Here is a 23,982-nt window from a genome sequence, read left to right on the forward strand (position 1 = left end):
TTATTCACTCCCTTTTAAATAATTCAACATTTCTAAGCTATTTGGTTTTTTTGTATAGCTTTGCGAGATAAATATATTTAAAATTTTATATATTTCTTTTTTAATATCTTCTGATACATTTATTCTGTGTATGTTTTCCATTGAAGTATTATCTAAAAATTTTAATACATTATACGCTGAATAACTTATGTTTAAACCATTCATCTTATTACATTCATCACAGGTTCCACCATGATATTGTATGCTTAAATAACTTGATTTATTTATCTTTTTACCACATACACAGCACTTTTCAAAATTAAATCCATAACCTGTAGCCTTCAAAAGTCTTAGTTCCACAGTTCTAGCTAGTATCTGCAAATCTACTACATTATTTTTCATAAAGTAAAAAGCTTTTATGAAGTCTTTGAATAAATCTCTATTACTCTCTTCTTCCTGTAATCCAATTAAAATTAGCTCACATAAATATGAACCATAAGTAATAGTATCTATATCCTTTAGTATTCCTTGAAATGAATCTATTATTTGTACTTCATTAATATTATATAAATTTTTTCCTCTATATAATATATACTCTCCAAAGCAAAAAGGTTGCGTAGATGATAAAAATTTACTTTTACTTCGCTTTGCACCTCTAGCTATAGCTGATACTTTGCCAAGCTTTTCAGTAAAGAGCCATATTAATTTATCATTTTCTTTAAAATCTTGAGTTTTAATTACTATAGCTCTAGTCTTAAATATTGACAGAAAACCATCTCCTATATATATTATATCCTAATTATGAAAGTAAATAACAAAATATCTTCTATATTTTATAATATATTAGTCTTTATATCCTAATTCCTTTAGCATAAAGCTACTATCTCTCCACTCTTTTTTTACCTTTACCCATACTTGAAGGTTTACTCTAGCGTTTAAAAATTTCTCCATATCTTGTCTTGCATAAGTTGAAATCTTCTTAAGCATTTGCCCACCTTTACCTATTATTATACCTTTATGGGAATCTTTTTCACAAAGTATATTGGCATCTATATTATACATTCCTTTATTGTTCTTTTTCATTGATATAATCTCTATTGCAATACCATGGGGTACTTCTTCTGATAAAAGCTTTAATGCTTTTTCTCTTATTATCTCCGAAATAACAAATCTTTCCTGTTGATCAGTAATCATCTCTTCTGGATAATACTTAGGACCTTCAGGCATATATTTAATCATTAAATCTTTTAGTAAGTCAACATTCTTATCTCTCTTAGCTGATATAGGTATTATTTCAGTAAAGTTCATATAACTGGAATATACTTGTAATGTCTTTGCTACTAATTCTGGAGGGTTTTCATCTACCTTATTAATAACTAAGAATACAGGTTTATTTATATTTTTTAAACCTTCTAAAATCATTTCATCTCCCTTTCCTATCTCTTCCTGGGGAGTTGTCATAAATACTATTAAATCAACTTCATTAGTAGATTCTTCTGCAATTTTAACCATATATTCTCCAAGCTTGTGCCTTGGTTTGTGGATACCTGGTGTATCTAAAAATATAAGTTGACAGTCTTCTCTTGTTAATACTGCTCTTATGTTATTTCTTGTAGTTTGAGGTTTACATGATACTATTGATAATTTTTCTCCAATTACATTATTGATAAGCGTAGACTTACCTACATTTGGTCTTCCGATAATAGTTATAAATCCTGATTTGAACATAAATCCTCCTTATTTAATTAAGTCTTCCTTTGTAAATGCACCTGGCAGTATATCTTCTAATTTTTTCACTAAATATTCATTTTCATTTTTAATAAGAATTATATCTGTATCTTTATCTGCAAATTCACTAATTACTTGTCTGCATATACCACAAGGTGACGTATGTGTAGATAAATCTCCTACTACTGCAATTGCTTTTAATTTTTTATTACCTTCAGCTATTGCTCTAAAAATAGCAGTTCTCTCGGCACAATTAGTTGCGCCATATGATGCATTTTCTACATTACATCCTCCATAGATCTTTCCATCATCCATAAGTACAGCTGCGCCAACTTTAAAATTTGAATAAGGTACATACGCATTTTCTCTATATCTTAATGCTTCTCTTATTAAATCTTTATATTCCATCATATCCCTCCATAGGATTAATCTTTATTGACTCTCTTAGTATTTAAATTATACCACGTATTAATTATATTTCAAAATGTTTAACTGTATTTTAAAAAATATCATAAAATTTTAAAAATTAGTAGTGTTAAAAGCGTTCCAAAAATTCCTCCTACAATAACTTCAAATATAGAATGTACTTCAGAATCAACCCTACTTTGAGCTACTATAAATGCCATAATATAGCTTAATATAATAACTGTAGGTTCTGCCGTAAGTAATGCTATAGTTGTTGATATGGAAAATGCAATTGCACTATGTCCACTTGGCATTCCACCTTTTAAAGGTGTTCCTTCTCCAAAAATCGCTTTTGCTATAACTGTTGCTAAAGATACAATAACTAAGCTTAAAAAAATCATATAAGGGTTAGAATCTTTTATCTTATTAATTACTATAAAAGTAAATGGTAATAATCTATCCCAAAATATAATATACCCTACTAATACAGAATTTATAGCTGTTATAAGTACTGCTCCTGCTGCTACATTTTTAGCTATCTTGGCCAAAGGATGGTAATAGTTTGTAGTTGCATCTATAGCACACTCTACAGCCGTATTAATCATTTCACATACCAATACCATAGTAATTGTTATGGTTAAAATTAAAAGTTCTAACTTGCTTAAATCATAGAAAAAACATGCACTTAAAACTATTAAGGCTGATACCATATGTATTTTCATATTTCTTTGAGTTCTTACTGTATATATCATTCCTTCAATAGCATAATTAAAGCTATCTACAAGTTTTTTTACCTTTTTTATAAAAACCACCACCTAATCCTTTGGGTATAATAAATAATTGTAATTAAGTTAGAATATCTAAATAGTAATCCGTTTTTGTGTAAAATATTGACATGCAACCTTACAATGGTGCATGTCACATAATTAATCACAATATAAATACTTTTAACTACTAAATTATTACTATCTATACTTATCTCTTCACATTAAATTTTTCTAATATTTCCTCTTCTCTTTTTCTCATTCTGCTTTTGTCTTCTTCATTCATATGATCATATCCTAGTAAATGCAGAATTGAATGTACTGTAAGATAACACACTTCTCTCATAAAAGAATGACCATATTCTTCACTTTGCTCTAATGCTTTCTCTAGTGATAATACGATGTCCCCTAAAACCAATTCTCCATCATCTATGTCTTCAGCTCCAAATTTATAATCTAAATAGACTTCTTTGTAAACTTTACCTTCTGGATAATATAACATTGGAAAAGATAATACATCTGTAACTTTATCAATATTCCTTTGCTCTTTATTTATTTCTTTTATTTGATGATTATCAATAAATATTACACTTACTTGAGTCTCTATATTTACCATCTCTTCTTTTAAAGCATGGTTTATTATTTTATCTACATTATCAATTATTTCATCTTTAACTTCTATTTTGTTTTGTCTATTGTCTATATATACCATATCCATTCTCCTTTGTAAGATTGTTGCTGAAATATATTACTTTTCAGTAGGATATTCTATTCTTTGATGATATATTCCCGATAGTGCTTTCAAAAAAGATGTCCTTATTTCATTTAATTCTTTAAGAGTTAAATCACAATTATCCAATTGCCCTTCATTTAGTCTATCCTTTATTATATTATTTACCATTTCTTCTATTTTACCTTTAGTCGGCTCGCTTATTGATCTTACTGCAGCCTCTACTCCATCTGCCAGCATAAGAATTGCAGCTTCTTTACTTTCTGGTATTGGGCCTGGGTACCTAAAATCATCTTCCTTAACTTCCTCAGGTTTATCGCTATTATTTTTAGCAGTTATATAAAAATATTTTACAAGAGATGTTCCATGGTGTTGTTGTATTGCATCTCCTATAACTTTAGGAAGTTTATACTCTTTTGCTAATTCAAGTCCATCTTTAATATGAGATGTTATAATTAAAGTACTTAAATTAGAATTAATTTTATCATGAGGATTATCTTTACCTACCTGATTTTCTTTAAAAAACATAGGTCTTTTAATTTTTCCGATATCATGATAATAAGCAGAAACTCTAGCAAGTACTGGATTTCCCCCTACTTTTTCAGTTGCCACTTCAGCTAAATTTGCAACTAGAATACTATGATGATATGTTCCCGGTGCTTCTAAAAGCAACCTTTTCTGCAGTGGATGATTTGGATTTGATAGCTCTAAAAGCTTTATGGTAGTTACAATATCAAAAGTAGTTTCAAAAAGAGGTAAAAATCCAATTGTCAATATAGCTGCAGTTATGCTTCCTGCAAAAGAATATCCACCCTTCTTAAGTACTTCTAATACGTTATTACTCAATAGGAATCCTACACTTAAAGTCAGTATAAAATTCATTATTCCCACAAATAAAGATGCATAGAGAATGTCATTTCTCTGTTGTAGTTTTTTTAATGCAACAGCTCCAAGTATGCTATTTAATATTGCTAGTAGAGTTATTTCAATATTAAATTGAACAACAGCACTTATAAGAATACAATTTATTATATTAGAAGTTATTGAAACCTTATAATTTATCAAAAGAGTGAATAGCATTGGTACACATGCCAGAGGTATTAAAAATGGCGAAATTATGGATAGTGTTCTTGCCAATAGTATAGAAACACATGTTAAAACGTTAACTAAAACTATTTTATTTGAATCGTTATAAATATATCTATAGTATTTGTACAAATAGAACCACTGTAAAAACATAGATAAAAGTACTAATGCAATTACAGAAATATATATGTACTTGTTATCATTATTATCAAGCAATCCTAAATCTCCAAGTATTACCAGATCCCTTTCCGTTACTGGCTCTCCTTCTTTTATAATAATCTGACCTTTTTTAATTGTAACTGGTTGCACTGATTTTCTTGCCTCAGCTTTTAATTCGTTAGTTTTTTCCTCATCATAAAAGAAGTTAGGTTTTATTTCTAAAGTTCCTATTCTGATTCCTAGATCTCTAAGAGTCCTTGAAAGCTTAGAACTATTAAATTTAACTGATATAACGTCCTGAGCTTTTTTCAAGTCTTCTTCATTATCTTTTCTTATATCAAAATCTAAAACCTTATTCATTATATCATTTAATTTTTCTTGCAGAACTTTAAGCTGTGCTTTATCAAGACTTACTAGAGTTTTAACTTCCTCTTCTGATAAACTGATTTGCACATCTTTTTTTAGCTTTTCTATCTTTGCCTCTTCATTTAAAGTAGTTTCCAATAATTTATTAGCTTGAAAAAATAGATTATCAATCTGCTCTAAAGCTTCTTTTTTAATCTCTAAATTCTTATTGTATTGTAGTGGAACAGACTCTTCTTTTTGCTGCTGCTTTTCTTTTGTATTAAGTGTATCTGTTACTTCTTTTGGTGCTTTTATATCAGACTTTGCTATATCTCCTTCTTTTAAGATATACTTTTTAGTAACTAAAGAGGTTATTATTATACCAGTAATGAAAATAAAGGTTAATATAAAAGTTAGTATTTTTTTAACATGATTATTTTCTATAGCATATTTAATATTACCCACTTATATATCACGTCCTTGTTCATATTAAGGTTTATCTTAGGATGTTTACTTTATTCTTCTTTATTGCTTTTTTTCTTCTTTAATATTTTTGTTTTCATATTCTATAACTTCATCTATCTTTTGTAGTTCAGCAATGTTCTCTTCTACAACTAAAACAACCCTTACCTCATACTTATCACCATTTTGTTTAGAATCAACTATCTTATCTACTATTTTAACAGATTTATCTAACTTTACAATTATGTTTGAGAAAAGTTCATTAGATGCCTTATCTATAGCCTCATTCTTATCTAAACTTCTATTTTTTTCATTTACCTCATAATATACATTTTGTTTTAGTATAGGCTTATCTATTAATATTGTATCATGAACTTTAAATTTATTCTTACCTTTTTTAAGATAAATTTTCTTACCAAATATATCTAAATATATATCTTTATCTGTATTCCCCGTCTTTTCTCTGTCTAAAACAGTTGTTGGTATCTCTTTTTTTTCTTCATAAAAAGTTCTAGCGATTACTTCTGCTTCTGCATGTACTAAGTATATATTATCCTCTTTACCCTGCTCCCCTTTTACAAGAATATCTCCTTTTTTAACCACATCTCCACTTTTTATAATTGAAGTACCCGCTTTACTATATACTCTTATTATTTCTCCGTCTTTTTTAGCTACAACATTGCAAGGAGATTTGTCATTTAAAACTTCTGGAGGTTCTTGTCTTTCAGCTATGCTAATATTTAGCCTAGAGCCTTCAACTCTTGCCCTAACCCACATTATATCTGCGTTTTCACTCATAATTTTCTCTTCTAGCTTATACACATCTACCTTATTCTTATTTATACCAGGTTTAATTCCAAGGGTTTTCAACTGACTTCTAACTTCATATGGGGTTATATTTTTCTCTGTGGTAATATTTATATGCCATAGAAAAGTAGAAAGATAGTATATAATTCCTACAAATAAAATTATACCCCCTAATAAAGTTTGTCTTTTTCTATTCTTTATCATGAAAAAGGCTATGCCTCTTCTATTAACTATTTTTATTTTTGTATCTGTTCTTTTTGCTATATCTTTTATTGTGCTATAATCGCTGAGGCTTGTATCAAAACAGAATGTAGTAATATCTTTTCTAGTTACATTCCTTATGCTAACATTATTTCTCCATAAAAGATTTATAAACTTTTCTGGAATAATAGATTTAATCTCTATAGTTATTATTCCCTTTTTATATTTATTAAAATTAAACTTACTCATAACATATTCCCCTCATATTTTATATCTTTAAATTTACCACCTATAATTACAGTACTTCCCCCTATAAATAGTATTTCTAAACTTTTACCTTGAAGCGATATAACACCTACATTTGAATTTATTTTAATTTCATTTTCTTTAAACATTATTATTCCTTTATGATTTTCGATAACTATTTCATTATCACCAGTTATAATTATTTTAGGAATATCCAAAACAACATCTCTTGGCAAGCCGAGTTTTTGTGCAAAATTTTCCTTCGTCCTATAAAATTTATTTTTCATTTATGCTCCCCTAATAATTTCTTCCATAATAATTTATGAATTTCAGTTATAATAAATTACTAAATTAGCGCAAAATAAAAAGATCCAGTTTTCACTGGACCTTAAAACAAGCTTTTTCAGCCATTATTTTAATTTAAGTTTTGTTTTACAATTAAGCTTACAAGTGATCCGTCTGCACGACCTTTTAATCTAGTCATAGCAGCTGACATTACTTTTCCCATATCCTTCATACTATTTGCCCCGGTCTCATAAATTACTTGTTGAACTATATCAGCAATTTCATCTTCGGTCAACTGCTTAGGAAGGTACTCCAATAATATCTCTACTTCAGAATTAGCTTCATCAACTAAATCTTGTCTATTAGCTTTTTGAAATTCGGCAGCAGCTTCTTTTCTACGTTTTACTTCTTTTGATAAAATATCAATAATTTCATCATCATCTAAGCTTCTATTATCAACTTTTTCAGCTTGTAAAATAGCGGCTTTTGCCATGCTTATAGTACTGGCTCTGAACTTATCTCTACTTTTCATTGAGTTCTTCCAGTCTTCTTGTAATCTTTCTTTAAGAGACATACTTGAGATACCCTCTTTCAATAATTCTTATCTTACCTTTGTTTTTCTTCTTCTTGCAGCTTCTGATTTTTTCTTTCTTTTTACGCTTGGCTTTTCATAGTGTTCTCTCTTTCTAACTTCTGATAAAACACCTGCTTTTGCACAAGATCTTTTAAATCTCTTAAGTGCACTCTCTAATGATTCATTTTCTCTTATTTTAACTTCTGACACCGATTATCCCTCCCTCCCTAGCAGTATTGAAACCTAAGTATTCGAAGTTTACGAGGGCAAAATAGCACATTGGTAATTATACAACATTATTTTACAACCTGTCAACTATTTTCACAGCTTAACTCAATTTTCATATAGCTAGCCTGGTGGCCAACTTAAACTTTTTCCACCTAATATATGAAAATGAATATGTGGTACTTCTTGACCTCCGTCTTTGCCACAATTTACAACTACCCTATATCCATTTTCGCAGATATTCATCTTTTTTGCAATATCCTTAATTACTCCTAAAATATGAGACATTATGTTTAAGTCATCACTTGTTAATTCATTTAAATCCTTTATATGTTTTTTAGGTACTACGAGGACATGCACTGGTGCTGCTGGATTAATATCCTCAAAGCTTAGCACTATATCATCTTCATACACTTTTTTACAAGGGATTTCTCCATTAATAATTTTACAGAAGATGCAATCTTCCATGCTGATCACCTCCTTACCCATGTGTTTTATATTCAACATTATTATTATTTTTCCTTCTAAAAAATTTACTTTTTTCTTAAATTATTTCTCCAGCAATATAATCATCAGCAATTTTATTTAATCTAGTAGGTATAACTTTTCCTCTTAAATCTTTTTCAGACTTAGCTATTACCTTTATGTAGTTTGGTGTATATCCTTCATAACTAGATTCTATATCACTACTTTTTTGTTCATACAAAACTTCCATGTTTCTTCCTATAAAACCTTCCATAAACTCTTTCTCATTTTCTTTATTAAGTTTTATAAGAGCCTTACTTCTCTCATCTTTTATATTACCATCAACTTGATTTTCCATAAGCGCTGCTCTAGTCCCCGTTCTTGGACTAAACTTAAATATATGCATTTTAGATAACTTTATATCCTTTAAGAATTTATAGGTTATATCAAATTCTTCTTCTGTCTCTCCCGGGAATCCAACAATTACATCTGTTGTTATGGAAACATCACTAATGCTATCCCTAAGTGAATTTACTATATTCTTATATTGTTCTGTATTATATTTTCTATTCATCCTTTTTAATGTTTCATCGCATCCACTTTGAAGAGACAAATGAAAATGCGGACATAATTTCTTTAATTTGCCCATATCTTTAATTATGCCTTCCTGGAAGGCTTCTGGTCCTATTGAACCTATTCTTATTCTATTTACACCATCTATATTATCAATTTCTTGAAGTATACGGAATAGATTCCAGTCCCCTTCTAATTCTGCTCCATAAGAGGATATATCTATTCCAGACAGAATTATTTCTTTAAACCCATGTTTAGCTAATTCCTTTACTTCCTTTACCACTACATCAGGAGATTTACTGCATACTGCACCTCTAGCAAAAGGAATTAAACAATAGGAACAAAAATTATTACATCCATCTTGAATCTTTAAAAAGGCTCTAGTCTTATCTTGATATTCTTCTATTCTCAAATCTTCAAATACTCTATTTTTTAAAACATCTCCAACTGCAATAATAGGATTTTCTTCTTCTTTAGCTCTATTTACCCAATAGACTATTTCTCCCTTATTTCTAGTACCTAAAACTACATCTACATCCCCTATCTCAGATATCTTATCAGGTGCTATTTGAGCATAGCAACCAACGGCTGCAATTATAGCATCCTTGTTCTTTCGTTTTGCCCTTGATATCATTTGACGTGATTTTTTATCACTCATATTTGTAACAGTACAAGTATTTATTACATATACATCAGCTATTTCATCAAAAGATACTACTTCATATCCGCTCTTAATAAACTTTTCAGCCATTGCTTCTGATTCGTATTGATTTACTCTGCACCCTAATGTAGCAAAAGCAACCTTCATTAAATTTCTCCTCCTAAATCTCCCAATTCATACATAAGCAAACTTACACAAGTAAATCCTGCAGTTTCAGTTCTAAGTATTCTTGGACCCAACGTTACAATATAAGCACCTAGATTTTTCAAACTCAATATTTCTTCTTCCTCAAATCCACCTTCTGGTCCAATTATTACTGCTATTTTTTTAACTTGCTTATTTATATCTCTAACCATTTGCTTTATTCCGTAATTTTCAGCATTTTCATATGCTACTACTATTAAATCCATTTCTTTTAAGTTATCTAAAAGTTCTATAAATTCTATAGAATCATTAATATTTGGTATTAGAGTTCTCTTACTTTGCTTGCAAGCTTCAAAAGCTATCCTATTCCATCTTTCTACTTTTTTATTATCTTTTTTTATATCTCCTAAGGCAGATATAACTCTTTCAGTTATTACAGGAGTAATTTCTTTCACTCCTAATTCTGTACATTTTTGCACTATCAAATCCATCTTAGTAGACTTTGGAAGGCCCTGATATAAATAAATGTCAATAGGGCTTTCATTATTTATTTCTAGCTTATTTGACAGTTTAACTTCTACCTTAGTTTTGCTTATACTCTCTATAGTACCAAGAAATTCTTCTCCATTACAATTATTTATATTTACTGTTTCTCCTTCTTTTAATCTTAAAACCTTATATATATGTTTTACATCATCGCCTTCAATTATAGCTTTATTGTCATATATTTTGTCTATATTTACAAAAAACTTATGCATGGCTGAATTCTCCTTTTCTTAAGCCTTAGCAACTATACAACACCATTCACCATCTGTATTTACCTCTTCTATGCTAAATCCACATTCATTAAGTTTTTCTATTACATCATCTTTTCTATCCAAAATGATTCCTGAGGCTATAAAACATCCGCCTTCTACCACAAATTTTTTAACATCTTCTGCTAGTATTTTGATTATATCAGCAAGAATATTTGCTACTACAATATCTGCTTTGCCATCTACAACATCCATTAGGTTTCCGTAAAGTATTTCTATATTACTTAAATTGTTTAAACCTACGTTTTCTTTAGCTGCGTCTACAGCCACTGGATCAAGGTCTACTCCTATAACCTTCTTTGCATTTAGTTTTGCAGCAGTAATAGCAAGTATTCCAGATCCTGTTCCTATATCAAACACAGTAGAATCGCTCTTCACGTATTTTTCAAGAGCCTGCATACAAAGTCTAGTAGTTTCATGAGTTCCTGTTCCAAAAGCCATACCAGGATCTAATTCTATTATAACTTCATCCTCTGATTTTTCGTATTCTTCCCATGTAGGTTTAACTACTATTCTCTTCCCAACCTTAGTAGGCTTATAATATACCTTCCAGTTATTTTCCCAGTCCTCTTCATTTACCTTCTTAACTGTGATTTTTCCTTCTCCTTTATTTAGCCCAAACATTTCTAGATTCATAACGCTTTCTTTCACATATTGAAGATATTCATTAAATTTTTCATCCTCTTTATAATAAGCTTTTACTATAGCTCCATCTTTTATTTCTAAGAAATCTACTTCTACCCAATCAAATCCATCTGAGCTTTGCTTTTTTTCCTCTACATCTTTAGAGTCTATTATAGCTACTCCTTGAACTCCAGTATTGTACAATATACCTGTTACAGCATCAGCTGCCTCACTACTAGTAACAATTTCAATTTCTAACCATTGTTTATCCATGCCTAGAACCTCTCCTTTTAACTTTATAATTCTTTGGCCGCACATATTATTTTATTATAATCCACATGATACAAATTTGTAAACTTAAAAAACTTGTTTCTCCCTAAAGAGAGAAACAAGTTTCTTTATTTGAAATTTTTCTTAATTTTATCAACAAAGGATTCTTTACCGCTTCCTTCTGAAACTTTTTCACCACTAGCTTCCATAAAGGCTATTAATGCTTCTTTTTGTTTATCATTTATGCTCTTTGGAACATCTACAATAAGCTTCACATACTGGTCTCCTCTTCCATGACCATTTACCTTTTGAACACCTTTTCCTTTTAATCTAAAAACTGTTCCTGGCTGTGTTCCTGCTGGTACTTTATACTTAACATCTCCATCAATAGTTGGAACCTTAAGTTCTGTACCTAAAACAGCTTTTCCAAAGCTTATGTGTTCATCTATATATATATCAAAGCCTTTTCTTATAAACATTTGATGTGGCGTTACTCTAATATTTATATATAAATCTCCATTAGGGCCTCCGTTTTTTCCAGGCTGTCCTTGTCCTCTAAGAGGCAATACATTACCTGTATCAACACCGGCAGGTATATTAATCTTTATTTTTTTATTCTTTCTTACTGTACCTTTTCCATGACAAGTAGAACATGGGCTATCTATTACATTACCTGTTCCCCCGCACTTATCACAAGTACCAGTTGTTACAAAACTTCCAAGTGGTGTGTTTCTTTGACTTCTAACTTGGCCAGTTCCTCCACACTTATCACAGGTCTTTGGACTTGTACCTGGCTTCGCTCCAGTACCACTGCATGTTTCACACTTTTCGTTTTTAGATATAGATATTTCCTTTTCTACTCCGAAAACTGCTTCATTGAAAGTTAAGTTAATAGTGTACTCAAGATCCGCACCTCTCTCTGGCCCATTTCTTCTCTGCCTATTTGATGAGAATCCTCCAAAGAAACTGTCAAATATATCTTCAAATCCTCCCATTCCCGAAAAATCAAAGCCAAAGCCTCCATCACCACCAGGACCTCCAAATCCACTAAAATCTGTAGTTCCAAACTGATCGTATTGAGCCTTTTTCTGAGGGTCAGATAAAACCTGATATGCTTCATTTATATCTTTAAACTTTTCCTCTGCCTCTTTATTACCTTGATTCCTGTCAGGATGGTATTTCATAGCAAGCTTTCTATAAGCTTTCTTTATTTCTTCATCACTAGCTTCTTTTGATATGTCTAAAATATCATAATAGTTTTTATTAGCCATCCTTAATTTTCACCACCTATTGCTTTTTCAAACCCAAATTAAGGGAAGGCTAATAAACCATCCCTTAACTATATGACTTTTTCATTATACACAATTTACTTGTCTTCTTCAACCTTGAAATCTGCATCTACTACATTATCATCTTTTGGTTCTTGGTTAGCAGAAGTATTATTAGCACCACCCATATTAGGATCTGCCTCTGCTCCAGCTTGTTGATATAGTTTTGATGATACTGCATAGAATGCTTCTGTTACTTCATCAGTAGCCTTCTTAATTGCGTCAATGTCACTGCCATCTTTAATTTTCTTTAAAGCCTCTAATTTTTCTTCAATATTCTTTTTATCTTCAGCTGATACCTTATCTCCTAAATCTTTTAAAGTTTTTTCAGTTTGATAAACCACTGAATCAGCATTATTCTTAGTTTCTACCTCTTGTTTTCTCTTATCATCTTCTTCTGCAAACTTTTCAGCTTCTTTTACAGCTCTATCTATTTCGTCGTCATTTAAGTTTGTTGAAGCTGTAATTGTAATGTTAGCTTCTTTTCCAGTTCCCTTATCCTTAGCTGAAACATTTAATATACCATTAGCATCTATATCAAATGTAACTTCTATTTGTGGAATTCCTCTTGGTGCTGCTGGAATATCAGTTAATTGGAATCTTCCAAGAGTCTTGTTACCTGAAGCCATCTTTCTTTCGCCTTGTACTATGTGAATTTCAACAGAAGTTTGGTTATCTGCTGCTGTTGAGAATATTTGGCTCTTTCTTGTTGGAATAGTTGTATTTCTTTCTATTAATGGAGTTGCAACACCACCCATTGTCTCAATTCCAAGAGTAAGAGGAGTAACATCAAGAAGTAATATATCTTTAACTTCACCAGTTAATACACCTGCTTGAATTGCTGCTCCCATAGCAACAACTTCATCTGGGTTAACTCCCTTTGAAGGTTCTTTTCCTGTGAACTTCTTAACTGCTTCTTGAACAGCCGGTATTCTTGTTGAACCACCAACTAATACAATTTTATCTATATCATTTATTGAAAGTCCTGCATCACTTAATGCTTTTCTCATAGGCTCAATTGTCGCTTCTACTAAATCTGCTGTTAATTCATCAAACTTCGCTCTTGTTAAATCCATATCTATATGTTTAGGACCTGTAGCATCAGCTGTTATGAATGGTAAATTAATATTTGTCTTTGTTGAAGATGATAATTCTATTTTAGCTTTCTCTGCTGCTTCTTTTAATCTTTGAAGAGCCATTTTATCATTTCTTAAATCTATACCATTTTCAGCTTTAAAAGTATCAGCTATATAATTCATTACTTTTTCGTCGAAGTCATCTCCACCTAATTTTGTGTTTCCATTTGTAGCTTTAACTTCAAATACTCCATCACCAAGTTCAAGTATAGATACGTCAAAAGTACCTCCACCTAAGTCATATACAAATATTTTTTGATTTGTATCCATCTTATCAAGACCATAAGCAAGAGATGCTGCTGTTGGTTCATTTATTATTCTTTTAACATCAAGGCCAGCAATCTTACCAGCATTCTTAGTTGCTTGTCTTTGGCTGTCATTAAAATACGCTGGAACTGTGATAACAGCTTCTGTTACTGTTTCACCTAAATATGCTTCAGCATCAGCTTTAAGCTTTTGAAGTATCATTGCTGATATTTCTTCTGGTGAATATTTTTTACCATCTATATCCACTCTATAATCAGTTCCCATATGTCTTTTTATTGATATTATAGTTTTATCAGGATTTGTAATTGCTTGTCTTTTTGCAACTTGACCTACAAGTCTTTCATCATTATCTTTAAATGCTACAACTGATGGTGTTGTTCTAGCACCTTCAGCATTAGCTATAACTACCGGATTTCCAGCTTCCATAACAGATACACATGAATTTGTTGTTCCTAAGTCAATTCCTATTACTTTTCCCATTTTGTTTACCTCCTAATTTATACTAAGTATTTATATATAAGTAATTTAGGCTAATTAGCAACCTTAACTAAGCTAAATCTTAAAACTTTATCCTCTCTTTTAAATCCTCTTTGGAAAACTTCAACTATTTGATTTTTTCCAAAGTTATCATCTTCAACATGCATAATAGCATTATGATAATTCGGATCAAATTCTCCATCAGTGCTTATCTCTTCTACATCTAACTTTTTAAAAGCTTCTTCAAATTGTTTTATTGTAATTTCTATTCCTTTTTTGAGATCATCAGCATTTCCTTCAGCTGACACTGCTCTTTCAAGGTTATCAAATACAGGCAACATGTGCTTTAAAATATCTGAGCAAGCATCTGTGTATATAGCTTTCTTTTCTTTTTCAGTTCTCTTTCTAAAGTTGTCATACTCAGAATTTACTCTTAGAAGTCTATCTTTTATGGCTTCTAATTCATTTTGCAATTTCTTGTTTTCATCTAATAAATTCTTATTCTCATCCTTTAATTGATCTAATAAATTTTCTGCATTCTCTACATCATTATCTTCATTTGTGCTATTTTCTAATTCTTCAAATTCCCTATCTTCATTTACTTCTGCTTCCTCGAGAGTTTCATTTTCAAACAATTCCTTCTCTTCAGTTAAATTCTCATTGTTATCCATTTCTTCACCTCTTACCTATCATCAATATATATTTGCCCTATGTTTTCATTTAAGGTACCAACAAATTCAGTTAATAGTGAAATAACTTTAGAATATTGCATTCTTGTTGGTCCAATAACACCAATAGTTCCCAGCGGCTGATTTCCAAGACTATAAATTGCTGAAACTATACTGCAATCTTGGGCATTTTTAATAAAGTTTTCTTTTCCAATGCTGATAACAAAACCATTTCCACTTTTAGATCTTTCAAAGGCATTACTACTGAATAGCTGTCTTAGAGTGTCTTTATCATCTATTAGTGATAAAAATTGTCTTGCCTTCTCTATATCATTGTACTCTGGATAATTAAATATATTAGCAGCACCTTCATAGAAAATCTCACTATTATCAGCTTTACTTAGTGCATCATAAAGTGTAGAAATAATTGCATCAAAAATATCTTCATACCCTTTAAGTTGAACTTTTAATTCATTTATCACTCTTAAATTTATATCTTGAATTGTTAAATTAGCAAGATTGTTATTTAACATATTTGATAATTTTTGAATCATTTCACTACTTATAGGTTTGTTAATTCTTATTATATTGTTATATATCATGTTATTTTGAGTTATTATTACAACAAGAATACTATTGCTATTTATGTTCAAAAGTTGAATTAATTTAATAGCACTATTTCTTACAGATGGAGTTCTAACAACACAAGTAAGCTTAGTAAGCTCCGACAAAAGTGTTATAGCTCTTTTTACAATCTTATCCACCTCGTATAGAGCCTCATCAATAAGCTCTTTTTTTATCATTAGCTCTTCTTGAGGTGTTAACTTAGGTACTTGAATAAGTTTATCAACATATAGTCTATAACCGCTGTCTGATGGCTTTCTACCCGACGAAGTATGCAACTGTTCAATTAGTCCCATCTCTTCCAAGTCAGACATTTCGTTTCTTATAGTAGCTGAACTTACACCTAAATCATATTTCTTAGCTATAGTCCTTGAACCCACTGGTTCTCCAGTGATAATATAATCCTGGATAATAGCTTCAAGTATTTTAATTTTTCTCTCATCCATACTTAAATACTTATTCAAAAGATCACCTCATTTATTAGCACTCTTACTGATTGAGTGCTAACGACTACGATTTAAACTTATCACTCAAATATTTTTTTGTCAATATCATCTTTTTTACGTAATTAATCTATTTTCACTAAAATTTCTCACTCATTCTTTCTTTTCTTGTAAATACTCGCTTTTTCTCAAGATTTTATCCAACCTTTAACAATTCAATATGAAATCACTCATAATCATATTAGATACTTCTATACCCCTTGGAGATAGTGATAAGTATCCATCTATTTCTTTCATTAATCCATTATTTTTGTATTTATAAATAACCTTACCATACACTTTAGATATAGGTGTACTAAACCTTCTTTCAAATTCACTAATTGAAATTCCTTCTATCTTTCTGAGTCCCATAAACATAAATTCTTCCATGTCATCTTCTATTGTGTTCTTCTTCCTGTCTGCTATAGCATTGCCATTGCTATTAATAGCCTTTATATATTCTTCAATATTTTCTACATTTCTATACCTAAACCCATTTTTATATGAATGAGCCGATGAACCACATCCAATATACTCTTGGAGATTCCAATAAACTAAATTATGTTTACATTGAAAATTATGTTTAGAAAAGTTGGAAATTTCATATTGAAAATATCCATTCAACTTCAAAAAATCTAGAGTATATGAATACATATCTCTTTCTACTTCCTCTTCAGGTAAATTCAATTTACCCGCCTCATATAATCTATATATAGGAGTTCCTTCTTCAATAATCAAGCTATAGCAAGACAAATGTTCCGGATCTAATTTTACAACTTCTCTTAGAGTTTCTTTCCAATCCTGCAAATCCTGATTTGGAAGTCCAAACATTAAATCTATATTTACATTTTTAAAACCTAACTCTCTTGACAATTGAAAACTTTTTATAAATTCTTCATTTGAATGTATTCTTCCTAATGCCTTAAGGTGTTCATCCTGCCATGCCTGCAGTCCTATACTAATTCTATTTACTCCCATTTCTTTGAAAAGCTTTAATTTTTCTTCACTGAAAGTTCCCGGGTTTCCTTCTACTGTAAACTCTAATCCTTCAGCTTTGTTTAAATTAGCTATGCTATTTTTAATTATTTCCCAGCCTTCTAAAGATAAATAGGTGGGAGTTCCCCCACCTATAAATATAGTTCTAATCTTTTCATTTCCTATACTGTCTATTTCTTTAGAAAGAGCTTTTGCATAGTTCAGCATTTCACCTTCAAACCCACAAAAAGATGGGAAATCGCAATATAAACACTTTTGTTTGCAAAATGGAATGTGTATATATAAAGAAACACTATCACCCATATTTGTTAGCTCCATTCTAATATAATTCTATTAGTCAACCTTTAAAATTGACATAAATGCTTCTTGCGGCACTTCTACGCTACCGATTTGACGCATTCTCTTTTTACCTTCTTTTTGCTTTTCAAGAAGCTTCCTCTTTCTTGAAATATCTCCCCCATAGCACTTTGCAAGAACATCTTTTCTCATTGCCTTTACTGTTTCTCTGGCAATTATTTTAGCACCTATAGCAGCTTGAATAGGAACCTCAAACATTTGTCTTGGTATAACTTCTTTAAGTTTTTCAGCAATACCTCTACCCTTTTGATATGCTTTCTCTTCTGGTACTATCATTGATAGCGCATCTACTACATCTCCATTTAACAGCATATCAAGTTTTACAAGCTTAGCTTGTTTATATCCGTTTAATTCATAGTCTAAAGAAGCATATCCTCTTGTTTTTGATTTTAAGGTATCAAAAAAGTCATATATTATTTCATTTAGAGGTATATAATAATTAAGTACTGCTCTAGTAGTTTCAATATATTGCATATCTATAAATGTACCTCTTCTATTTTGGCATAGTTCCATAACTGACCCTACATAATCTGAAGGAGTTATTATAGAAGCCTTAACTACAGGTTCCTCCATAAACTCTATTTCTGTTGGATCTGGCAGATTAGTTGGGTTTGTAATTTCTAACATTTCTCCATCTCTTCTATATACTTTATAGATAACAGAAGGAGCAGTTGTTATAATATCTAAATTAAATTCTCTTTCTATTCTCTCTTGAATTATTTCCATGTGTAATAATCCCAAGAATCCACATCTAAATCCAAATCCTAATGCTATTGATGTCTCTGGCTCAAAAGATAGAGCGGCATCATTTATTTTAAGCTTTTCTAATGCCTCTTTTAGTTCATCGTATTTAGCCCCGTCTACAGGGTAAATACCACTAAAAACCATTGGTATGGCTGGTCTATATCCTTCTAATGGTTCTTCAGCAGGTCTTTCCGCTTCAGTTATTGTATCTCCTACTGCAGCATCTCCAAGATTCTTTATAGAAGCAGTTATATATCCAACATCCCCAGCACTAAGTTGATTCATAGGCAAGAAGCCTGGTGTAAACACACCTACTTCTGTTACGTCATATTCTTTTCCACTTGCCATAAATTTTATCTCAGTACCTACTTTTACTGCACCTTCTTTAATCCTAACATAGCATACTACACCTTTATAGCTATCATAATATGAATCAAATATTAATGCTTTTAAAGGAGCTTCTTCATCTCCTTCTGGTGCAGGTACATTTTCTACTACGGCTTCTAATACATCTTTAATGTTTAATCCAGTTTTAGCTGAAACTAGCGGAGCATCTTGGGCTTCAATTCCAATGACGTCCTCTATTTCCTGTTTAATTTCATCTGGCCTTGCACTTGGCAGATCAATTTTATTTATAACTGGTACTATTTCTAAATCATGATCTAGCGCTAAATAGCAATTTGCTAATGTTTGTGCTTGTATTCCCTGGGTTGCATCTACTACTAATATAGCACCCTCACAGGCAGCAAGACTTCTTGAAACTTCATAATTAAAATCTACATGTCCTGGTGTATCAATTAAATTTAGTATATATTCTTCTCCACTATCTCTTTTATAAATCAATCTTGCAGCTTGAGATTTTATAGTTATACCTCTTTCACGTTCTAATTCCATATTATCTAGTACTTGATTTTCCATTTCCCTATTTGTCAAAGTACCTGTTTCCTCTAATAATCTATCTGCAAGTGTAGACTTACCATGATCGATATGTGCTACTATCGAAAAGTTTCTTATATACTTTTTTCTATCGTTCTGCATTACGTTTACCCCCATTGCACATAATAAATCGTAATAAATTATATCATATAATTCTAGAGTAATGTCAACAATAACTATTTTTATGTGAATTTACATTTTAAATTATATATTATCCACTAAATTACTCATAGTAGTTTTTACTTTACTAAATGTATTATAAAATTTAAATTTTAAGTTGCTTATAACATTGCCGTTTATAAAAAAAATATAATTATTTGTATCTATCCTGAAATCAAAAGGCTTAGGGTTATATAATATTCTTATTTTAGGCATAACTGTTTCTGAATCTTTTATATCTTTTTTACTATCAGTATTTCCTATATCGTATTTATCGGGATAAGTTAATACTTCGCCCATATAATCTAAATTCCAAGATAGTTTTTCTTTATTATAGTTTATATCTTCATTATTAATATCTTCATTATTAATATCTCCAGCTATACTAGAGTATATCTGCCTGTTTAAGTTTATATTCACTGTACATAATCCAATAATCACAAAAACTATCATGCTAATATAAATAATCTTAAATTTAGCCATAAAAAAAGTACCTCCTTTATATTTTAAGGATGTACTTTTTAGTCTACTTTTATTCATTTTTTCCATTTATTTGTTCAGCAATTATTCTAGCTAAATATTTTGTTGAAGCCTTAGCCTCTTGAATAGTATTTATATGAGATCCAATTTCTATAAGTACTGAATTATTGCTGGCATCTTGATTGTAAAACTTTCTTCCATAATTATAATAGAAAGTTCCTTTGTTAAAACTTGGATTTTCTTTATTTCCAGGATAATATTTGTTGGATATGTTTCTTATATTTTCAGCTAGTTTCAAATTTTTATCTGCATGTGGATTCTTTTTTGTCATTACAAAAGCAAATCTAGCCACATCTTCTCCATTTATATTGGTAGTAACAGCTTTTTTATTTTCCACTGAATCCCTGTGTAGATCTATTATTAGTTTAAAATCTTTATATTCCTTCAAATACTTATCCAATGTTACTCTAGATCTTTCATAACTTTTGTTATAAGTAACAGTATCATGAACTGTAGTATCGTGTAATACATTTATACCATACTTCTCTAATTCACTTTTTAATTCTTCTCCTACCGCACAAATATTTTTATCTTTATCAGCTATATTTGTACCATAGGGTTTATAGCTTTCACATGTATGTGTATGATATATAAGCACTTCAGGCTTTGAAGGCATTTTTTTCTTTAACTCAGAACTGAATGCAGGTGCTGAATTCATATTTCCGTTACTTTTGGATTGTGTTTCCTCTTCATATACTTGATCATAATTTAGTGTAAATCTATTTAATGCCCCTTCTGGATCTCGCATTGCTGAGTTGTTCTTACTTTCAGTATATGTCACATATGCAATCTCTTTGCCTACTATATTTAAATGGTTTCCTTTACCTATTCCTAATAAGTTCAGTAATCCTCCATATGATGATGTATCTACACCTTCAAACTTTTCTTCAGCACCATTAGATTTAAATATAGGCAGACTATACCCTATAATTCTTGTATAGATATTATTCTCACCAAAGTTACCTCTAACAGATAATTTATTTATTCCACTGAGTATTAATATTGTCAGTAATACACTAGCTAAAAGTGTAGCAAGAATAGTTACAAAATTATAATTGCTATTTTTTCTAAAGTTCATTATGACCCCTCCCTTGTTTGTTTTATATATATGAGGGGTCACTTTAATAATATTACTAATTTATATACCTATTTATATCTTCTAATCCTAATGCAGGTTGCAGAGCAATATTTATTCCATTTGCTATTATTTTTGAAACTGAATCAATTACCATATCTATTTCCTTTGGAGTTACAATCATATCTCCTACATAAGGATATAATATTTCATTTATTAATCTCTGCTTTTCCTCTCTATCTAAGGAATTGAGCATATTATAAAATTCGCTTCCCTTTGTTGACTGGCTTATAAGTGCATCTAATGCCATGTCTAGTGTATCATTTGCCAAAGTAGCAGCATGCACAACAGTAGGAATTCCTATTGCAATTACTGGTATTCCTAAGGTTTTCTCACTAATTTCCATTCTCTTATTGCCTATACCTGAACCTGGTGAAATACCAGTATTTCCAATCTGAATGGTCTTATTTACCCTATCTGTTTTTCTTGAAGCTAATGCATCAATGCATACAATTAAATTAGGTTTTATTTTTTCAGTAACAGCTCTTATTATCTCACCTGTTTCAATTCCAGTAAGTCCTAAAACTCCTGGAGATAATGCACATACTGGTCTTATATTTTCATCTATTTTATCCGGAATGAGCTCCTTTAGATGTCTTGTAATCATGAGTCTTGAAATAACTTTTGGGCCAAGTGCATCAGGAGTTACATTCCAGTTTCCAAGCCCTACTACTAAAGTTGTCATGCTTTTATCCAAATTTATTATGCTGGATAGTGTCTTTGCAAAAACCGCGCTTACATCGTCCATTACATCTCTATCATGGTTTACACTCTCGGGCATTTCTATAGTAATATATCTTCCTATAGGCTTACCCATGTTCTTTTCTCCCATTTCATCTAGTATATTGACATCTACAATTTTCATTCCACTATCAAAATACTCATCAATTTTAACCCCTGAAATTTCTTTACTATTCTGCTCTTCATATAGTTCCTTTGCTTCTATAGCTAGGTCAGTTCTTACATTTTTCATGTACTCACTTCCTTTTTTCATACTTTTAAAGATATTTTTCGCTAATTCTTCAATAATAATTCATAAAGTTGAACAATTTATGGACTTCAACATATTAAATTTAGAAATTTTCTACTTGAAGTGCCTAGTAAATAATGCTATAATATCATTTGTTGAGTAAGGCAATTCAATTATGAATTCCCCAAAGCTGCTTAACCCTACTAAAATCATAAGGGGGTGAAAATGAGATGGCAAATATAAAATCAGCTAAAAAGAGAATAAAAGTTATAGAAACAAAAACTCTTAGAAATAAAATGATTAAATCATCATTAAAAACACAAATAAAGAAATTCGAATCTGCTATCGCTAGTAATGAATTAGCAGAGGCTAAAGTTGCGTATTTATCAGTTGTAAAAGCTTTAGATATGGCTGCAGCAAAAGGTATCTTACATAAGAACAAGGCTGCAAGAAAAAAATCAAGATTAGCTGCAAAATTAAATGGATTAAGCGCTTAATGAAATAAACCGGTGATAACACCGGTTTTTATTTTATGCCTTTAATATTTTAATCCACTAATGACTATACTGTTGCTGTCTTTATAATAAGCAATTCCATTTCAATCTTTGAATCCACAGTTGAAGTTTTTAATACTTTCTCTGTATGTAAACACAATTCCATGCTATTTTTTAATTGGCTTATATTAAATTTTTTACTTTGCAGCATCATTTTTTCGCATATGTATGGATGAAGTTTTAAATCAGAGGCTATCTGATCTTTATTTTTTCCCTGTTCCATTCCAATCTTAATATCAAATAACATTTTAAATTGTCTTTGTATCATCCTCAGTATTACTGTAACTGATTCACCTTTAAATAGTAGTTCGTTTAATATATCTAGTGATTTTTCAGGTTTTTTCTGAGATATAAAATCTACTAAGTTAAAAATATCATTGTCATTTTTTACAACCACTAAATCAGTTATATCCTTTGTAGTTATATCCCTATCTATAGTATAGCAACATAATTTTTCAACTTCATTTTTAATAATGTCCATATTATTTTCAACATTACTGCAAAACAGTGCTAGATCTGCTTTACTGATGTTTTTACCTTTGCTTTTAAAAATTTCTTCTACTTTTCTTTGTAACATAGCCCCTTTTAGCTTTGAAACCTTAACTATAGAAGCAGTTTTATCTAATTTTTTTAGTTTATAACTTTCCTTTTCTCTATCATTTTCAAAAATGTAATACATTATAAGTATACATTCATTAGGCAGTTTTTTTATATATTCACTAATATCCTTAGACAAACTTTCCATGGCTTTATCTACTTTGTCCCTTAGAAAATTTGCTCTATAAATTAATACAATTTTTTTATCGCTCATAAAAGGCAGTGTTTCACATGCATTTATAATAGAATCTATGTTTACATTAGTTCCATCTAATTGAACATAATTTAAATCTAGAAATTCTTTATTTACTGCCTTATTAATTATCTTATTTATACTTTCTTTAATACTTTGTTCATCGCTTCCACAAAATATATAGCAATTATTCAATTCGTTTTTTTTAAGTTTGTGCTCTAGTAATGGTAAATCAATCAATATCATTTCCCCCATTTTAATTAATATAATA

Annotated in this window: 25 protein-coding genes; 1 reads left to right on the forward strand and 24 read right to left on the reverse strand. The window is 30.3% G+C overall.

What is annotated here, in order from left to right; genetic code table 11:
• From recO to gpr, 23 genes are all read right to left on the reverse strand, one after another.
• Positions 1–762, reverse strand: coding sequence for a DNA repair protein RecO (gene recO, locus ACWW38_RS02260; protein WP_456260398.1), 762 nt, complete (start codon positions 760–762; stop codon positions 1–3).
• A gap of 60 nt (positions 763–822) precedes the next feature.
• Entirely contained in the window at positions 823–1,707 is an 885-nt protein-coding gene (era, locus tag ACWW38_RS02265) for a GTPase Era (RefSeq protein ID WP_456259203.1), read from the reverse strand.
• Between the two features lie 9 nt (positions 1,708–1,716).
• Positions 1,717–2,115, reverse strand: a complete 399-nt coding sequence (locus ACWW38_RS02270; RefSeq protein ID WP_456259204.1) for a cytidine deaminase — start codon at positions 2,113–2,115, stop codon at positions 1,717–1,719.
• Between the two features lie 101 nt (positions 2,116–2,216).
• Positions 2,217–2,924 (reverse strand): diacylglycerol kinase, encoded by a 708-nt coding sequence (locus tag ACWW38_RS02275; RefSeq protein ID WP_456259205.1) that lies wholly within the window; start codon positions 2,922–2,924, stop codon positions 2,217–2,219.
• 163 nt (positions 2,925–3,087) lie between these two features.
• Positions 3,088–3,588, reverse strand: coding sequence for an rRNA maturation RNase YbeY (ybeY, locus tag ACWW38_RS02280; RefSeq protein ID WP_456259206.1), 501 nt, complete (start codon positions 3,586–3,588; stop codon positions 3,088–3,090).
• Between the two features lie 36 nt (positions 3,589–3,624).
• Entirely contained in the window at positions 3,625–5,661 is a 2,037-nt protein-coding gene (locus tag ACWW38_RS02285; RefSeq protein WP_456259207.1) for an HD family phosphohydrolase, read from the reverse strand.
• 60 nt (positions 5,662–5,721) lie between these two features.
• Positions 5,722–6,915, reverse strand: a complete 1,194-nt coding sequence (gene yqfD, locus ACWW38_RS02290; protein ID WP_456259208.1) for a sporulation protein YqfD — start codon at positions 6,913–6,915, stop codon at positions 5,722–5,724.
• A complete protein-coding gene (gene yqfC / locus ACWW38_RS02295; RefSeq protein WP_456259209.1) occupies positions 6,912–7,199 on the reverse strand; it encodes a sporulation protein YqfC in 288 nt (95 codons plus the stop codon). The genes yqfD and yqfC overlap by 4 nt, the downstream gene beginning before the upstream one ends.
• A 128-nt stretch (positions 7,200–7,327) precedes the next feature.
• A complete protein-coding gene (locus ACWW38_RS02300; protein WP_456259210.1) occupies positions 7,328–7,771 on the reverse strand; it encodes a GatB/YqeY domain-containing protein in 444 nt (147 codons plus the stop codon).
• A 27-nt stretch (positions 7,772–7,798) separates the two neighbouring features.
• Positions 7,799–7,981 (reverse strand): 30S ribosomal protein S21, encoded by a 183-nt coding sequence (rpsU, locus tag ACWW38_RS02305; RefSeq protein WP_456259211.1) that lies wholly within the window; start codon positions 7,979–7,981, stop codon positions 7,799–7,801.
• A 138-nt stretch (positions 7,982–8,119) separates the two neighbouring features.
• A complete protein-coding gene (locus ACWW38_RS02310; RefSeq protein ID WP_456259212.1) occupies positions 8,120–8,464 on the reverse strand; it encodes a histidine triad nucleotide-binding protein in 345 nt (114 codons plus the stop codon).
• Between the two features lie 76 nt (positions 8,465–8,540).
• Positions 8,541–9,842 carry a tRNA (N(6)-L-threonylcarbamoyladenosine(37)-C(2))-methylthiotransferase MtaB gene (gene mtaB, locus ACWW38_RS02315; RefSeq protein ID WP_456259213.1) on the reverse strand — a complete coding sequence of 434 codons (1,302 nt, stop codon included), beginning with the start codon at positions 9,840–9,842 and terminating at the stop codon, positions 8,541–8,543.
• Positions 9,842–10,597 (reverse strand): 16S rRNA (uracil(1498)-N(3))-methyltransferase, encoded by a 756-nt coding sequence (locus tag ACWW38_RS02320; RefSeq protein ID WP_456259214.1) that lies wholly within the window; start codon positions 10,595–10,597, stop codon positions 9,842–9,844. Before ACWW38_RS02320 ends, mtaB begins: the two co-directional genes overlap by 1 nt.
• Positions 10,598–10,615: 18 nt before the next feature.
• Complete coding sequence (gene prmA, locus ACWW38_RS02325; RefSeq protein ID WP_456259215.1) at positions 10,616–11,551, reverse strand: 50S ribosomal protein L11 methyltransferase; 936 nt, start codon at positions 11,549–11,551, stop codon at positions 10,616–10,618.
• 125 nt (positions 11,552–11,676) lie between these two features.
• A complete protein-coding gene (dnaJ, locus tag ACWW38_RS02330; protein WP_456259216.1) occupies positions 11,677–12,819 on the reverse strand; it encodes a molecular chaperone DnaJ in 1,143 nt (380 codons plus the stop codon).
• Between the two features lie 95 nt (positions 12,820–12,914).
• On the reverse strand, positions 12,915–14,759 hold the full coding sequence (dnaK, locus tag ACWW38_RS02335; RefSeq protein ID WP_456259217.1) for a molecular chaperone DnaK: 1,845 nt from the start codon (positions 14,757–14,759) through the stop codon (positions 12,915–12,917).
• Positions 14,760–14,809: 50 nt separating this feature from the next.
• The gene (gene grpE / locus ACWW38_RS02340; protein ID WP_456259218.1) at positions 14,810–15,427 is read right to left on the reverse strand and encodes a nucleotide exchange factor GrpE; all 618 of its coding nucleotides are present in this window, start codon (positions 15,425–15,427) and stop codon (positions 14,810–14,812) included.
• Positions 15,428–15,438: 11 nt separating this feature from the next.
• On the reverse strand, positions 15,439–16,494 hold the full coding sequence (gene hrcA, locus ACWW38_RS02345) for a heat-inducible transcriptional repressor HrcA (protein WP_456260399.1): 1,056 nt from the start codon (positions 16,492–16,494) through the stop codon (positions 15,439–15,441).
• A 204-nt stretch (positions 16,495–16,698) separates the two neighbouring features.
• Complete coding sequence (gene hemW, locus ACWW38_RS02350; RefSeq protein ID WP_456259219.1) at positions 16,699–17,829, reverse strand: radical SAM family heme chaperone HemW; 1,131 nt, start codon at positions 17,827–17,829, stop codon at positions 16,699–16,701.
• Between the two features lie 30 nt (positions 17,830–17,859).
• Positions 17,860–19,665, reverse strand: coding sequence for a translation elongation factor 4 (lepA, locus tag ACWW38_RS02355; protein WP_456259220.1), 1,806 nt, complete (start codon positions 19,663–19,665; stop codon positions 17,860–17,862).
• Between the two features lie 102 nt (positions 19,666–19,767).
• Positions 19,768–20,205, reverse strand: coding sequence for a hypothetical protein (locus ACWW38_RS02360; protein ID WP_456259221.1), 438 nt, complete (start codon positions 20,203–20,205; stop codon positions 19,768–19,770).
• 49 nt (positions 20,206–20,254) lie between these two features.
• Complete coding sequence (locus ACWW38_RS02365; protein WP_456259222.1) at positions 20,255–21,340, reverse strand: stage II sporulation protein P; 1,086 nt, start codon at positions 21,338–21,340, stop codon at positions 20,255–20,257.
• Between the two features lie 55 nt (positions 21,341–21,395).
• Positions 21,396–22,370 (reverse strand): GPR endopeptidase, encoded by a 975-nt coding sequence (gene gpr / locus ACWW38_RS02370; protein ID WP_456259223.1) that lies wholly within the window; start codon positions 22,368–22,370, stop codon positions 21,396–21,398.
• Positions 22,371–22,597: 227 nt separating this feature from the next.
• Here gpr and rpsT point away from each other — a divergent pair, with 227 nt between their 5' ends.
• Entirely contained in the window at positions 22,598–22,864 is a 267-nt protein-coding gene (gene rpsT, locus ACWW38_RS02375; RefSeq protein ID WP_456259224.1) for a 30S ribosomal protein S20, read from the forward strand.
• Between the two features lie 64 nt (positions 22,865–22,928).
• On the opposite strand, the gene holA is transcribed toward rpsT, so the two are convergent.
• Entirely contained in the window at positions 22,929–23,951 is a 1,023-nt protein-coding gene (gene holA, locus ACWW38_RS02380; protein ID WP_456259225.1) for a DNA polymerase III subunit delta, read from the reverse strand.
• Between the last annotated feature and the right edge of the window lie 31 nt (positions 23,952–23,982).

The organism is Clostridium sp. JNZ J1-5 (assembly GCF_053901425.1).

Excerpts from the sequence above, each read along its gene's own strand:
- era (WP_456259203.1), bottom strand. The coding sequence starts at position 1,707 with ATGTTCAAATCAGGATTTATAACTATTATCGGAAGACCAAATGTAGGT.
- ACWW38_RS02270 (WP_456259204.1), bottom strand. The coding sequence starts at position 2,115 with ATGGAATATAAAGATTTAATAAGAGAAGCATTAAGATATAGAGAAAAT.
- ybeY (WP_456259206.1), bottom strand. The coding sequence starts at position 3,588 with ATGGTATATATAGACAATAGACAAAACAAAATAGAAGTTAAAGATGAA.
- yqfD (WP_456259208.1), bottom strand. The coding sequence starts at position 6,915 with ATGAGTAAGTTTAATTTTAATAAATATAAAAAGGGAATAATAACTATA.
- yqfC (WP_456259209.1), bottom strand. The coding sequence starts at position 7,199 with ATGAAAAATAAATTTTATAGGACGAAGGAAAATTTTGCACAAAAACTC.
- ACWW38_RS02300 (WP_456259210.1), bottom strand. The coding sequence starts at position 7,771 with ATGTCTCTTAAAGAAAGATTACAAGAAGACTGGAAGAACTCAATGAAA.
- ACWW38_RS02310 (WP_456259212.1), bottom strand. The coding sequence starts at position 8,464 with ATGGAAGATTGCATCTTCTGTAAAATTATTAATGGAGAAATCCCTTGT.
- mtaB (WP_456259213.1), bottom strand. The coding sequence starts at position 9,842 with ATGAAGGTTGCTTTTGCTACATTAGGGTGCAGAGTAAATCAATACGAA.
- ACWW38_RS02320 (WP_456259214.1), bottom strand. The coding sequence starts at position 10,597 with ATGCATAAGTTTTTTGTAAATATAGACAAAATATATGACAATAAAGCT.
- prmA (WP_456259215.1), bottom strand. The coding sequence starts at position 11,551 with ATGGATAAACAATGGTTAGAAATTGAAATTGTTACTAGTAGTGAGGCA.
- dnaJ (WP_456259216.1), bottom strand. The coding sequence starts at position 12,819 with ATGGCTAATAAAAACTATTATGATATTTTAGACATATCAAAAGAAGCT.
- dnaK (WP_456259217.1), bottom strand. The coding sequence starts at position 14,759 with ATGGGAAAAGTAATAGGAATTGACTTAGGAACAACAAATTCATGTGTA.
- grpE (WP_456259218.1), bottom strand. The coding sequence starts at position 15,427 with ATGGATAACAATGAGAATTTAACTGAAGAGAAGGAATTGTTTGAAAAT.
- hrcA (WP_456260399.1), bottom strand. The coding sequence starts at position 16,494 with ATGGATGAGAGAAAAATTAAAATACTTGAAGCTATTATCCAGGATTAT.
- hemW (WP_456259219.1), bottom strand. The coding sequence starts at position 17,829 with ATGGGTGATAGTGTTTCTTTATATATACACATTCCATTTTGCAAACAA.
- lepA (WP_456259220.1), bottom strand. The coding sequence starts at position 19,665 with ATGCAGAACGATAGAAAAAAGTATATAAGAAACTTTTCGATAGTAGCA.
- ACWW38_RS02360 (WP_456259221.1), bottom strand. The coding sequence starts at position 20,205 with ATGGCTAAATTTAAGATTATTTATATTAGCATGATAGTTTTTGTGATT.
- ACWW38_RS02365 (WP_456259222.1), bottom strand. The coding sequence starts at position 21,340 with ATGAACTTTAGAAAAAATAGCAATTATAATTTTGTAACTATTCTTGCT.
- gpr (WP_456259223.1), bottom strand. The coding sequence starts at position 22,370 with ATGAAAAATGTAAGAACTGACCTAGCTATAGAAGCAAAGGAACTATAT.
- rpsT (WP_456259224.1), top strand. The coding sequence starts at position 22,598 with ATGGCAAATATAAAATCAGCTAAAAAGAGAATAAAAGTTATAGAAACA.